The sequence below is a fragment of the Acinetobacter sp. 1125_18A genome (assembly GCF_052824985.1).
Window position 1 is genome coordinate 1 of record NZ_VTDG01000013.1, and the last position, 14,956, is coordinate 14,956.

Annotated in this window: 11 protein-coding genes; 6 read left to right on the forward strand and 5 right to left on the reverse strand. The window is 37.4% G+C overall.

Going from position 1 to position 14,956, the window contains the following annotated elements; translation table 11 throughout:
• The 6 genes from FY049_RS18045 to FY049_RS18070 form a co-directional block, all read left to right on the forward strand.
• Positions 1–1,429: DUF2345 domain-containing protein (locus FY049_RS18045; RefSeq protein ID WP_446084127.1), on the forward strand; the 1,429-nt coding region annotated here is incomplete at its 5' end.
• The gene (locus FY049_RS18050; RefSeq protein ID WP_446084128.1) at positions 1,429–2,286 is read left to right on the forward strand and encodes a hypothetical protein; all 858 of its coding nucleotides are present in this window, start codon (positions 1,429–1,431) and stop codon (positions 2,284–2,286) included. The genes FY049_RS18045 and FY049_RS18050, both read left to right, overlap by 1 nt.
• The gene (locus FY049_RS18055; protein WP_446084129.1) at positions 2,276–5,260 is read left to right on the forward strand and encodes a T6SS effector BTH_I2691 family protein; all 2,985 of its coding nucleotides are present in this window, start codon (positions 2,276–2,278) and stop codon (positions 5,258–5,260) included. Before FY049_RS18050 ends, FY049_RS18055 begins: the two co-directional genes overlap by 11 nt.
• Positions 5,260–6,258 (forward strand): DUF6708 domain-containing protein, encoded by a 999-nt coding sequence (locus FY049_RS18060; protein WP_446084130.1) that lies wholly within the window; start codon positions 5,260–5,262, stop codon positions 6,256–6,258. Before FY049_RS18055 ends, FY049_RS18060 begins: the two co-directional genes overlap by 1 nt.
• A 96-nt stretch (positions 6,259–6,354) precedes the next feature.
• Positions 6,355–7,347, forward strand: coding sequence for a DUF6708 domain-containing protein (locus FY049_RS18065; protein ID WP_446084131.1), 993 nt, complete (start codon positions 6,355–6,357; stop codon positions 7,345–7,347).
• Positions 7,344–8,324: a hypothetical protein gene (locus tag FY049_RS18070; RefSeq protein ID WP_446084132.1), complete on the forward strand. Its 981-nt coding sequence runs from the start codon at positions 7,344–7,346 to the stop codon at positions 8,322–8,324. The genes FY049_RS18065 and FY049_RS18070 overlap by 4 nt, the downstream gene beginning before the upstream one ends.
• A gap of 160 nt (positions 8,325–8,484) precedes the next feature.
• On the opposite strand, the gene FY049_RS18075 is transcribed toward FY049_RS18070, so the two are convergent.
• The 5 genes from FY049_RS18075 to FY049_RS18095 form a co-directional block, all read right to left on the reverse strand.
• On the reverse strand, positions 8,485–9,888 hold the full coding sequence (locus FY049_RS18075) for an efflux transporter outer membrane subunit (RefSeq protein WP_096735183.1): 1,404 nt from the start codon (positions 9,886–9,888) through the stop codon (positions 8,485–8,487).
• 22 nt (positions 9,889–9,910) lie between these two features.
• Positions 9,911–11,902: a MacB family efflux pump subunit gene (locus FY049_RS18080; RefSeq protein WP_446084133.1), complete on the reverse strand. Its 1,992-nt coding sequence runs from the start codon at positions 11,900–11,902 to the stop codon at positions 9,911–9,913.
• Between the two features lie 2 nt (positions 11,903–11,904).
• A complete protein-coding gene (locus FY049_RS18085) occupies positions 11,905–13,269 on the reverse strand; it encodes a MacA family efflux pump subunit (protein WP_004725852.1) in 1,365 nt (454 codons plus the stop codon).
• Positions 13,270–13,380: 111 nt separating this feature from the next.
• Entirely contained in the window at positions 13,381–14,373 is a 993-nt protein-coding gene (gene holA / locus FY049_RS18090; protein WP_446084134.1) for a DNA polymerase III subunit delta, read from the reverse strand.
• A 4-nt stretch (positions 14,374–14,377) separates the two neighbouring features.
• Entirely contained in the window at positions 14,378–14,911 is a 534-nt protein-coding gene (locus tag FY049_RS18095; protein ID WP_004725857.1) for an LPS-assembly lipoprotein LptE, read from the reverse strand.
• Positions 14,912–14,956: the final 45 nt, after the last annotated feature.

The window sequence follows — 14,956 nt, forward strand, 5'->3', positions numbered from 1 at the left end:
GAGCAATTGGGTCAATTCAAATGTAGACTCAAACAACCCAGAACGCCAAGCCAATCAATTGGTGCTACAACGCCGTAATATCACCACTGTTCCTGAATACCACCCACGACAACACCGCCCTAGTACCTATCCACAACGAGCCAAAGTGGTTGGGCCAAGTGGAGAAGAAATCCATGTCGATGAATGGGGACGTATTAAAGTTCGCTTCCTGTTTACCCGCAATGAAGATCACAGTCATGATGGTGGTGCAGGGAGCAATGACAACGACACTGATTCCGCTTGGGTGGATGTACTGACCCCGTGGGCAGGTGAGGGCTATGGTGCGCGGTTCTTACCGAGGATTGGTGAGATTGTCGTGATAGATTTCTTTGATGGTAATATTGACCGACCATTTGTGGTGGGGCGTATCCATGAAGCGCAACGAAGTCCAACGAAATTTGATGACAAAGGGCAATTGCCTGATACCAAAAAACTAGCAGGGATCAAAAGTCGAGAAGTTAAAGGCAGTGGCTATGGCCAGCTTAGATTTGACGATACCACAGAGCAAATCAGCAGCCAGCTACAAAGCAGTCACGGTGCGAGTCAACTTAACCTCGGTAATCTGAGTCATCCTAAAGAAACCGATACCAGTGAAGGGCGAGGCCAAGGCTTTGAACTAAGAACAGACCAATGGGGAGCAGTGTGTGCAGGACAAGGTCTATTGCTGAGTACCTATGCTCAAGATTCAGCCTCGGGTAACCATCTCGATGCAACCGCCGCCAAAAGTCAGTTAGAAAGTAGTCTAAATAATTCCAAAGCCTTAAGTGAAGTTGCTAAGAATCAGCAAACTGATCCTTTGGAAGTGTTGGAAAGAATAAAAGGATTTATCAATACACTAGACCAACAAGATCCGAAAAAAGCAGATGCATTTAAGTCTGCGGTGATGATGTTGGCTTCACCTAATTCGATTGCACTTGCCAGTAACGAAGATATTCATCTTTCAGCAGATGGGCAAATCAGTCATACCGCAGGCGACAGTATCAACCTAAGCACACAAATGGCTTTGATTGGGCATGCCAGTGCTAAGATCAGTCTTTTTGCGGCACAGGAAGGGGCAAGGTTATTTGCTGGAAAAGGTAAAGTTGAACTTCAAGCTCAAGATGGTGGTGCAGATGTGATTGCACGCAAAGGGATTCAAATCATTTCGACCGAAGACGCGGTTTATATCATTAGTCCGAAAGAGATTAAGTTGATTGGTGATGGTTCTGAATTAAAGATTAATGGCTCAGGGGTATTTTCAACTACAGGTGGTTTGTTTCAGGTGAAGTCGGGGCAACAGAAGTTTACCAGTGGCGCGAAGATTAATTCAGACATTCCTCAGCTTCCTATTTGTGAAATGCGTGTTTCTGGTGCTGCGGCAAAAGGTGATGCTTCTGTGGAGCTTTCATAATGTTATTAGAGGCTATACATCCAAAAGAGGTGATTGAGTATGATTACGTCATTATTGACCCGAATCTAAATGCGCAATATTTTTATGAAGTGGAAGCTCAACTTAAGTCTTTAGCACCTGATTATGCGAAGAATGTACAGCATGTTTTTCCGTATTTATTGCGTTTAAATTCAGTCGGTGCTTCGCTTGTCGATGAAATAAAGCAACATGATCAAAATCAGATCAAAGCGGGGCTTTCACCTTTTTTTCTAATGACGTTTAAAAGTGTTCCAACTCGAGAACCTGATATTGTTAATCACTTAAAACAAAATTTAGTCTATGAAGTAGGCACTAAGAAGTATTTGTATCGGTTTTTTGATCCGAAAATTTGGATGCTACTCAATTATTTTGAGAGTCAGGATTTTTTATGGATCAATAAATATTTTAAAAATATTGAATTTAATTTCTTAAATGAAACATTGTGCTTTGACGCTGGATCTGAGGGGGATTTTATTCAACAGCCTGATCATGATTTATTGGACAAAATCAGTGTAAACAACAGAGTATTTGAAAAGTTAAAATTCAAGACTGACGATCTGCCAGCATACTTTTTAAAAGTTAGTCAGATTTTTAATTATGCAGACTTAATAAAAAATAAAGGGATTTTGACCAAGGATGATACTGTAGCATCCATTTTTCATGCAGATTTAATCGGTGAAAGCTTTCTTGAAACCCACTTTTTTCAACGTTTAACAGAAAGTCCCAAAGGCTATGAACAGGCAAGCAAACAGCTTTCAACCTCTGAGTGGGATGATTTTTTTAAAAAACAAAATATTGATGATGAAAATTTAAAAAATAAGGTGATGTATGGATTCTAAGAGTTGTGATTTTTGTAAAAGAGATATTGGCTTAAAGATTTTTGTGAATCGCTATATATTTTCATCAACAGGTACAAATATTTCGCTTGATGTCGCTGAAAATCAAAAGGAATTATATGATATAACAGATATAAAATCACAGATTGATGAATATTTATCGAGTTTAGAAAAAACCAAGTTTGATTTTATTAACTCCTATAAGCCATCTAGTCCTCAAGCTTCAACAACTACGTCAGCTTTAGAAGCATCTAGTCATGATTCAACTAATGATCCTGAAGCACCACTTAAGTCCCTGCCTACGATTGAGGTTACAGCTACAGAGGCTAGTTATAGTTATCCTACACACAAAACTGAAACATCAATGGAACAGTATGGTTTTAAAGGGAGTACTTTAAGAAAAGGTTTTTTATATGTTTTCCTAAAGCATTTAAATCAATGGCAAGAATATAAAATTTCTGAAAAGGGCTTTTTAAAACGTATTAATGAATCAAATTATGATCAAGATTACTCATCTAGACCCTTAGTTTTAATGGAGCAGGGTGATGAGCCTTGCATGAATATTAAGCATAGAGCAAATGCTTTAACGATCGTTGTACCCAAACCCAATGAAGCCTCTTTTGTATATTTAAAATATTCTGAAAACGCATGGAGCAAAGCAACGAAGCTGAGAAACAAGTCACCTGAATTTTACGAAAAATATATGGATAAATTTGACGTAAAAAAATTTATTGCAGGACAGTACGCAAAAGGCACATTTCCAATGCAGACGGGAATTGAGAGTTTTTGTGCAGATTCTAAGACAGAATGGGGGGCTGGCGAAAAAGGTGAAGGAACTCTAGAAAACAGTCTGTTAAAAAATAATATATCAAAAGATTTATTTTCATATTCAGAGTATTTTTCCTATCTGTCAGGGAAGACACCTAAAGATATACTTGAAAACACTATGTCTCAAAATGAAGATATTAACCAAGTTAAAACTAATAATTTAGCTTATAGATTATTTTCAGACTCAAGTTTGGATTATTCATTTCTTAAAGAGCATAGCAAAGAGGAACTCACCGCGGCTTTGTCAAATGATGCAAAAACAAGAATACTTTTTGGAGCTGTATTTGCGATTGATGACCCTGTTGGCGTAGTGATGGATATTTCAGCTCAAGTTGCAAATCAAATGATAAGTGACGAAGATTATACTGATGATGAAAAAACCGTAAATACATTAGAAGTGTTAAAAAATAACTTTGGGATTAATGATTATCCTTACTTTACCAATGATGAATTAAAAAGAAATGAGGAAGCAAAACAAAAAATTCGTATGTATGGTGGGCAAGGAGCAATTATTGGTGGACTCATTGAGGACGTGTGGGATGAGAAAAAAACAACAGAAGAACTCAATGCTAAGGAGCGAGCCCAAAAAGCAGCAGAACAAAAAGTAAAAAATCAAGAATGGAATACAGAATATGTCCAGCATATTGATTCAAATAGATTTAATGCAGGTTTAGCCACGCTTAAACAGAAAAAACAAGTGCAGGCAGGCTATGCGGATACGCTCGATGGAATAGGTCAGGAGTTTCTTAAGGAAAGCGTAATTGCGGACCATTTTTTCTTTAACCAAGAAAAAGATAATTTAGTTGATGGTGTTTCTCTTGGCATGTGTGTCAATCTAGTTTTAGAAAGTAGCAAATTATGTCCAAAAATGAATAAATACATGGGGCAATACTTATACAACGCTCGAGATCCTAACAATTATTTTTTAAATTTTCTTGCTTTAAATTCAAGTGCCCTTCGTCAAAAGTTAAATGAACAAATTAATAAATGGTCTCTCACTAATTTAAATGGAGCTTTTGCTACACAGCCTTTTGGGGATTTCATCAATTCATTTCATGGCTTTTTAAGTACAGCTCGAACGGAAGAATTAAAATTTACATTGTTGACGAATATCAGCAAAGCCTTTTTAAATATCACAGGGCTATCTGCCCCGAATGCTTTAGCTGCTCATCCATTCCAGCCTTTAATGATTTCAATGTTTAGTTTGTCTGAAATCAAGTCTGAGCGAATTACTTTTACGAACAAAAGCGATTTCAACACGAAAATGCGAAATTATTATAGATCACATCAAAATATTGTGGGTAAAGATAATGGTCTAGGCAATGTCATAAAAAATAGTGATTGGAACTATCTATATGACAAATACAAACATCTAAAATATATAGATGTGCCACGTTTAGAAGTAAATCCTGAGTTTGAGAGAAATTTACCAAAAAACTTTAGAGAAGCTGTAAAAAAGCATGCTGAGTTATTAAAAAAACAAAGTACGATGAATGTCAGTGTTATTGCTGAAGATGTTATAGAGCCAAGCCCGAGCTCAGATTATTATAAATTCTTTATGATTAAAGTCGCCATTGTTGGCTTACAAGGCTGGGCAATCTGTACTGTTTTTAGTCAAAGCTTTGACAATAAATATGAAAAAGTTGGTCGCAGAAGTGCTGCTGTGATTGGTCTAACCATGTCCACTGTAGAAGCAGTGGGCGCACTGTTGAATTCTAGTGATAAAATCACGTCACAATCTCGGCTGTTAAAGTCAATGAATAGTTTTATTATAAAACTTACTACAGATGATAGAAGTGTTTTAGCAGGAAAAATTTGGCGAGGTTTCGGGTTGTTTGCAGGATTAATTTTTGGTGGATTTGATATTTATAATGGATTTGATGCAATTAGAAATGGTGAGCGAAGCTATGGTACTTACTTAGCCTTGAGTGGTGTTGCTGTTGTATTGGGAAGTTATCTTATATTTGCATTGAATCCATTAGGATGGATTGCAATTGCTGTAGGGATTATTTTTTCTTTAATTGCTTATTTTGTAAAAGAGAACAATATTCAAATATGGATTCAACGATGCCTACTATCGACCAATACTGAAAAGAAAAGATTTAGCGATATCTTCGAGCAAACAGGTCAGTTAAAGACGGTAATGTGATGAAAAGTAAAATTAAAAAACATGCGTTTGGTTATGACGTATTTAAAGAAAATATACCTTTTTCAAAATTGGATGAAGGTGATGTACTTTTATCGCCCTATGATGAATTTAAACGCAATCATAACTGGTCTTTTCTAAGAATGAACGATGATTATATAGAGCTTATTGATCAAACCTATGCGAGGCTTGGGAAGGGAATAAGCCTTTTAGTTTTAAGTTCCCCTATATTATTATTAATATTTTATATTTTATATTTATATTTTACATTTAATGGGGGTACTAATGAATCTATTTCTTTTTCAATATTTGTCGTAATTTCGGGATTGACTATATTTTTTATACCAGTATATGCGTTCTTAAGTCCTTTTTTTAAATATGATTATAAGAAACCGTTATGTAAACCGGTTTTGTTTAATCGAAAAACAGGGAAGGTATTTTTTTATTTAAATGAAGCTGAGTATATCGAACGAGATTGGAAGGATGTTGTTTATGTGATGGGGACAAGTTTCGGGCTTTCAGGATTTACCCTAAGGGAGCTTAGAGCGCATATTGTCGAAGATGGTCTGTTAAAACATACCTTTGTCATTGGCTTTCCAATGATCGGTTGGGATAATACCCAAGGCTTATGGTCATTTATATGTCATTTCATGCATAAAGGACCAGCAGAACTATATCCAAAGCCTAATCCGATGTATGGAACAATAGACCCGTTTACACAATTAACGTTTTGCCAACAGGTCATTGGAGCAAAAGAAAGTTATCGAGATACATGGAAGTCATTTCGAATTATTTATCATGATAACTGGGTTCCTGGGTTATTTTCCTTCCCTTTTGATCTTGGTAATTTTATTGCAAGACGAATATTGCTTAATATAAAGCCTCTACCTGTATGGCATAAAGAGGTTATCCTTAAAAATAAAATGGAAAAAGAACGACCAGAGGAAATTAGTTTTAAAGACAACTTTGAATTTAGTATGTTTGAGATGAAAGATAAATGATAAAGCGCGCAAGCGCTTTGATCTTTAATGATTAAAATGAAAATTATATTTTTTTGTGAGCTTAATATTTGGAAGCATCAGTAAAATGGTTGCATGATGAAAAGTAAAATTAAAAAACATGCGTTTGGTTATGACGTATTTAAAGAAAATATACCTTTTTCAAAATTAGAGAAAAATGATGTACTTTTAACGCCTTATGATGAATTTATACGCAATCATAACTGGTCTTTTTTAAGCATGAATGATGATTATATAGAGCTTATAGATCAATCTTATACAAGGTTAGGGAAGGGAGTCAGTATTTTAATAATGTTGTTTCCTGTATTTTTAATTTCACTTCATTTTATATATTTTATTTTTAATGTAGGTGGGGATAAAAACCTTGGCATCTCATTTTTAATAATGTTTATAATATTTTTGATATGGTTGCTTCCATTAATTTCTACTCTTATACCATACTTTAAGCATGATCATAAAAAACCTATTTGTAAACCGATTTTATTTAACCGAAAAACAGGCAAAGTATTTTTTTATTTAACTGATGCTGAGTATATAGAGCGAGATTGGAAAGATGTTGTTTATGTAATGGGTACAAGCTTTGGGCTTTCAGGATTTACCTTAAGAGAACTGAGAGCACATATTGTTGAAGATGGTCTGTTAAAACATACTTTTGTCATTGGCTTTCCAATGATTGGTTGGGATAATACCCAAGGATTATGGTCATTTATATGTCATTTTATGCATAAAGGGCCAGAAGAATTGTATCCAAAGCCTAATCCGATGTATGGAACAATAGATCCTTTTGCTCAATTAACATTTTGCCAACAGGTCATTGGTGCACAAGAAAGTTATCGAGATACATGGAGGTCATTTCGAATCATTTATCATGATAACTGGGTTCCTGCTTTATTTTCCTATCCTTTTGATGTGTGTAATTTTATTGCAAGACGAATATTGCTTAATATAAAGCCTCTACCTGTATGGCATAAAGAGGTTATCTATAAAAATAAAATGGAACAACAACGTTCAGAGGAAATTAGCTTTAAAGATAATTTTGAATTTAGTATGTTTGAGATGAAAGATAAATGAAAAATCCATGGTATTTTGTTCCTCGTACTAGAGTCGGAGAAAGTGTAAAAAAGTATCAACTTTTTAAACTGGATACTTTTGAACTCAACCGAGTGATCAATCATAATTTTTCATTGGTTCAAATGAATTCTGGTTATATTGAATTAACAAATAAAAATTACGCGTGGAAGGGGAAAGTATTAATATTTTTATCTGTTTTTGCTTTGCCTATTTTTCTATTAATTATTTATCTATTATTTTTTACTTTAAGTGATGGTGTTGAAGATGAAAAAATTATTATTTATTCAAGTGCTATATTACTAGCATTTGGCGGATTATACGTTTTTTTTACAATGTTAATTCCTTTTTTGAAATTCGATTTTTTAAAGCCTATTTATTTACCAGTCGTAATAAATAGAAAAAATAAGACAATGACTGTGTGTTCTGATGGGAATAACACCACTCAGTTTTTATTAAACGATTTGTATTTTGATATCGTTCAATCGCAAGGTGTAGTGGGACTACCGCTATATGAGTTACATGCCTATATACTTGATGGTGAAGTGATAAAACATGATATACAGTTGGGTACACCCAATATTCATAAAGACTATATAGAAGGCTTTTTATTATTTATAAAAACTTATGTAGAGCAAGGCCCTGAACCACTGTATTACAGGAAAGGGATAGATGATCCTGAGCAAGATTATAAAAGTAAATTAACATATTGTTATGATATTCAAGAGAAAAAAGAATCCTCTAAGCAAAGTTGGCAAACCGTGTTTATCAATCATTTTCAGACACCACTCTATGCGCTTATTTTTGCCATACCTGAATTTATTCGGTTCTTTGGACGACGAATCACAGTTCTTTTTTCAAAACCATTTTATTGGAGTGAACAGCTTAAAAAAGATTATTCCGTAGATGAAAATGATCCATATATAGTGACAGCGAAAGACAATTTAAAATTTGGTTTCTTTAGTGTGAAAGATAAATAAAAAGATTAAAATTAATTTTTATCTTTAATTATATTAATAGTTTAGATGTGTTAAGTGGTGCTTTATAATACCCAGTTTATAAGAATAGTAGCGTATTGACTCAAAAAGAAAACATAGCATTAAAAAAAGCCCCTCAGGGCTTTCTCATCTCAACACATTCTTAAGGTAATTGCTTAATCGGACTGCCACCCAAAGCTTGCATCAAAGTGACATAAGCATTGTATTGGCTCTGCTTGGCTTGGACTAAAGACAAACGAGCACTACGCGTGGTTTCTTGAGCATCCAAAACATTTTTTAAAGCAATTGCACCATTACGGTAACGTACATTGGTTAAACGTTCTGTTTTTTCCGCAAGTTCCAAGTTCTTTTGTTGAAAGGCGACTTGTTTATCTAGCTCAGTACGATTCGACAATGCATTTTCAGTATCTGCAAAAGCTTGGTACAAGGTATTGCGATATTGAACAATGGCTTTTTCATAGTCCAGTTCACTGATTTTTAAATTCTTTTGCATATCATTATATTGTAAAAACGGCAGGCTTAAGCTTGCGCCTAAAGTCAGTGCAGGATTTTTCAATAAATTTGTCAATGATGTGCTGGTTGAACCTAAATTCCCCGTCAAACTGATTGAAGGATAATAGCTGGCTTTGGTGGCATCTTTGGTCGCCAAAGATTCACGTAAACGCAATTCGGCTGCTTTTAAATCAGGACGGCGCGACAAGATATCTGCCGGTAAACCCGCTGAGATATTGGGTAGACTGATCTGCGGTAATTGCTGTGGTTCTTGAATATTTAACTGTTGCACAGGTATTTGTAATAACACGGCCAAAGCGGTACGTGTTTCAACACGTTGCTGTTCAATCTGACTTAAACTGGCTTTTTGGCTTTGTACCGATTGCTCAGCTTGGGTCAAATCTAGTCCTGAAACAGCACCAGCACGATATTGAGTACGCACCAATTCAAAGGTTTTTTGAGTAGCAGCTAGGCTTTGTTGGGCAGAGCTGTAACGTTCATTTAAATAACCCAATTGCCAATATAAATTTGCGGTTGTGGCAATTAAGGTCTGCCCAGTGGCTTGTAAGTCTTGTTCAGTGGCTAAAGATTCCCACTTCGATGCTTCAGTTTGACGTGCTAATTTTCCAAACAAATCCACTTCATAACTGACACCCGCACTGAGAGATAGACCTTTGGCAGCATCATCACCTGAATGAAGGTCAAAGCTATGTCCCGTAGATACCCCTGAATTAACACGAGGACCTTGTTGGTCACGCGCTAAGCCAGCTCTTAAACGGGCTGTTTGTAAGTTAATCCCTGCAACAGCCAAATCAGCATTACGTTGAATTACTTGATTGACCAGTTGATTTAACTGAGCATCACCAAATAAGGTCCACCACTGATCTGCATATAAATCTGCCTGAACGTGTTTAGATTTTGCATTGTCATAAACAAAACCATTTGGAATTTGCACAGCAGGGGCCTCGTATGGGGTTTTAACCACAGCCGCACAACCGACCAATGAACTCCCAAGAATCAAGGCGCTTGCAAGTTTACTTAAATTCATTTGCATTAATAATTTCCTTATTCTTCGGTTATTCACGCGAAAGTGCATCAACAGGATTGAGCTGTGCTGCATTGCGAGCTGGGATAAATCCAAATACCACACCAATCAAGGTTGAACATACAAATGCCGCAATGATTGAGGTGCTTGAATACGCCATTTGGAAACTGCCTTTGGCAATATGTCCAATCAACTGTCCAATGCCTAAAGAGAGCAGCACCCCTAAGATACCGCCCAAAATACACACCAAAACAGCTTCGATCAGGAACTGTTGCAGAATGTCACTTTGACGCGCACCTACAGCCATACGCACACCGATTTCTTGGGTACGCTCGGTTACAGACACCAGCATGATGTTCATTACCCCAATACCACCGACAACCAATGAAATCACCGCAATGGCTGAAACCAGTAAAGTCATGGTTTGTGTGGTCTGTTCAATGGTTTGACGAATACTGTCAGAGTTTTGAGTAAAGACATCCTGTGCGCCATGACGTTGTTCCAACAAACTTAAAATGGCATTTTCAGCAACCGCAGTTGGATATTCATCTTTAATACGCACGATGATGCTACGGACATTGGATTGTCCTAACATTCGGCTCATGACGGTTGAATAAGGCAGATAAACATTGAGACTGTCTGAGTTGCCCATAAAACCTTGCTGTGCATCAATCACACCAATGATTCGGCTTGGAACACTACCCAATAATAGCACTTGCCCTACAGGGTTAGTGCCATCTGCAAAGAAGGTCTTTTCAGTATTGGCATCAATCACCACATCCTGTGCTCGCCCAGTGATACTGTTTTTATCAAAAGCTTGCCCAGATTTAAAGGTCATACCACGTACATAGAAGAAATCAGCACTGACACCATTGACGGTTGCAGAAGCTTCGGTGTCTTTAAAACGCGCTGTTACGCTACTATTGACTGTTGGACTGACTGCTTCGACATAAGGTTGCTCTGAGAGTGCTTCAGCATCTGCTGGAACCAAGGTTTTAAACTGTGCTGTTTTCGAGTTATCACCAAAGCCACGTCCCTGAAAGACAGTAATGGTATTGGTGCCTAAACTGCTGATGTTATCAAGAATCTGCTTTTGTGAGCCATTGCCCAAAGCCACCACCGAGACCACAGATGCAATCCCGATAATAATACCCAGCATGGTTAAAAAGGTACGCATACGGTGGGCATTCATTGCCAGCAAGGCCATACGGAAGGCTTCTGCAAAACGATCTAATGCAGAACGCCATTTAGATGACTTTTTACGATTCGATTTAGGTTCTGGATCGACAACAATATCAATCTCATCATCATGTTCGGGAACATTTGGCTTATCCGCGATGATGTTGCCATCACTGATTTCAATGATACGTGTCGCATTTTTTGCCACATTCATATCATGGGTAACCAGGATAATGGTATGCCCTTTAGCATTGAGCTCACGCAAAATACGCATAACCTCAACACCACTGTGCTTATCCAGTGCACCAGTTGGTTCATCCGCAAGGATGACATCACCACCATTCATCAAAGCACGTGCAATTGAAACACGTTGTTGTTGTCCACCCGAAAGCTGATTTGGACGGTTTTCAGTTTTTTCACCGAGTCCTAAGTCAGTCAAGATTTCATGTGAACGCTTTTGACGCACACTCGGATCCATACCAGCATAAATCGCTGGGACTTCAACGTTTCCTGCGGCATTTAAATCACCTAATAAGTGATAGCGCTGGAAAATAAAACCAAAATATTCACGGCGTAATTGCGCGAGCTCATCGGGTTCAAGTTGACCTGTTTCACGTCCATTGACTTGATAACTACCTGATGTAGGTTGATCAAGACAGCCCAAGATATTCATTAATGTCGATTTACCCGAACCAGATTGCCCTACAATAGCAACCAGTTCACCGGGGTAAATTTTAAGGTTAATACTCTTTAAAATCTGAATAGTGGATTCACCCGCAGGGAACTCACGAATCAGATTACTGACCTCAAGTAGAGGTTTGATCTGATGATTGTTCTGATTCATGCTTAGAGTCTCATTGGGCCACTGTTTTTATTGCTTCGTTTTGCAGAGTCATTGGATGTATCTGAACCATCTGCTAGTACAACTTGATCACCTTCATTGAGGCCACGCAGTACTTGGGCGGTTACACGGTTATTTAAACCAATTAAAACTTGTTTACGTTGAGCACTACCATCCGCCTGTAAAACACGAACAATCGAAACCGAAGCTTTACCCTGATCAATCAAAGTCTTTTCATCTGCGGTGAGTTCAAGGCGTTCTGGGCGATCAGCAGCATTTTGTCCATTTTTATTTGCTTGACCTTGAGGTGCAGATGCTGAACGAGTTGAATTTGCACCAGATGCGCCATTTGCGGATTTATTGGCACGTTGTGGGCGGTTTGAAGACTGTAATGCCGCAGCAGGAACAGTCAGTGCATTTTTGGCTTCAGCCAGAATGATATACACCTGTGCGGTCATATCAATTCGGAGTTTACCGTCATCGTTTGGTACATCGAATAGGGCATTATAATAAATCGCTGTACTTGTTGATGATGAAGATGAGTTGCTTGATGTTTCAGTATTAATTGATTCTGGTGCTGGCTCTACTTGACGCAGTGTTGCATAGCGTTTTTTCTCACTATCACCCAGTGTAGTGAAATAAACTTTTTGACCTTCTTGAACTTTCATGACATCTGCTTCAGACACTTGTGCCTTGATGGTCATGGTGTCCAATTTTGCAAGTTTCACAATAGTCGGTGCACTTTGGTTGGCGTTTACCGTTTGACCTTCTTCGGTCACAATGGCTACCACGGTGCCGTCCATAGGTGCAACAATACGGGTATAACCTAAGTTTTCTTGTGATGTTGCAAGTGTAAGTTTGGATTGTTCAATTTGTGCATCCATCGAAGCAATATCAGCTTGTGCTGTTTTAAATGCGGCTAAGGCACTGTCATAATCTGCTTTAGACGTTGCATCTTGTGCAAACATATTTTTTTGGCGGTTATATTCTGCCTCAGCTTTGGCTAAAGTCGCCTGTTTGGTTGTCAGTTGAGCCTGTTGATTTTTAATACTTGCTTCAGCTGTTTTTAAATCGTTGCTTTGACGCACTGAATCAATTTGTGCAATCAGTTGACCTTGTTTAACTTGGTCACCCAGCTTGACGTACATTTTTTTAACTTGACCCGAAACCTGCGCACCAACGCTCACCATCTTGGTTGCTTCTAAATCACCTGTTGCAAGAACTGCATCTTCAATATCACCACGTGTGACTTCTGAGGTTATATACTGCGGTTGTGTATTTTTAGGCTTTAATACATACCATGCGATTGCGGCAATGATGGCAAGACAAACCGCTATAAGAATGGCTTTGGCTGGTTTTATTTTTGGCATAGCGATAATTGGGCTGAGAGAAAAATTGATCAAATTATAATGATTAAATAAGGATAAAGCGTGAATTTTTTAAAATAAATGGAAATGAGAATTATTCTGCATAATATCTATCTAAGCATTGATAAATAAAGTTTTTCCACACAACTCAGCAATACATTGTTGAATGATATGTTCTGGACTTTCTTTGCTGAGTCCTTTGATTGCAGCATCTACACGCAATAACAGTTGTGGCCAAGTTAAAAATGAATGTGGATTTAAGCGTCTAAGTGCTTGTTGATACAAAGAAATCTTGGTTTTCCAAATACCGAGCTGTAAGGCATTTTGTGGTTGTTCATACAACTGCATCAAAAGACGCATTTCTTTACTAATTGTCCATAAAATTAAACTGTTGGGTTCGCCTGACTCCACAAGATATTGGAAAATTTTAATCGAAAGTGCCAAGTTTCCAGCAATCAATGCATCATTTAAATCAAAGGTGCTATAACGTGATTGATCCTGTAAACATTCTTGTAAATGTTCAATTGAAATCTGTTTTTGATCTGGGAAGGTATCGGCAACACGCATCAGGCTATTTTTGGCAGCCAAAAGATTATGTTCATGATGTTGTTCAAGCCAGATCCAGGCATCTTGATTTAATTGGACACCGAGCTGATCTGCTTCGATTGACAATATTCGTTGACGGTCTTGCGGGTAATTTGCGGTTAAAGCAATCACCACACCATTGGCTTCAACGGTTTGAAAGAAACTTGACTTTAGACTACTTGAGTCTTGTTTGGGCATAATGATCACAAGCAAGTTGTGTTCATTATGTTGAATATAGTGTTTGAGTTGTTTGAGTCCATTGGCATCGGGTTTGATATTGCCATGGACTTCAAGTGCAAGATTTTGAGAAAATAAAGATAAGCTATTCAACGCATTAAAGACATTTTTCCAGTCGGAAACGCTATTGAGATCATAGCGTTGTCTTTCTACTTCATGTTTTGCCCAGCTTTTTCTTAAAGCATCGAGTAGGTTTTGTTCTAAAAGTGGTTCTTGACCATGTAAAATCCAAACACCTCGCGCTTCATCAACACGTTTAAGGGCTTGTAAATAGTCAAGTTTCATAGAATTATTGCGCTACAGGTTGGGTCGAAAGAGTACGTGCTTTAGGTAAGCGATTGGCTGCAATTTGACGTGACATTTGTTGTGCAATGTCATCAATCAAAATTTGGCTCAGATATTTATATTGTTGATCATCTGTGTTGACCGTTGCAACATCGTATTGATAACTACGAGATGCATTCAAGGTTCGAGGTTCAGTAATCGGATTTCCTTGTTTATCTTCAATCTGGAAAGTAACACTTAGACGGAGTAGTGTTTCTACCAATTTACCATTTAACTCATGACGAACGGGTTTGTAGTCTAATACTCGTAATACATAAGCATCACTTGAATTACTCAGTTGGACACCTGTCGCAGTTAAATAAACACTGAGTTTCTTTTCAAGATCTTCAGTATTCGCTGGTAACACCAGTTGTAATTTGGTGTAAACCAAAGGCGTTGCTTGGGCATTGGTGCCCTTTAAATGAAAGCCACAACCTACTAAGCCCGCACTCAGACCCAAAGTTAATACAACTGCAGCAACACGTTGAACTAAATGCATGCTTTGTCCTCATGAAATTCCATTGGATATGGAATATTTAATCTT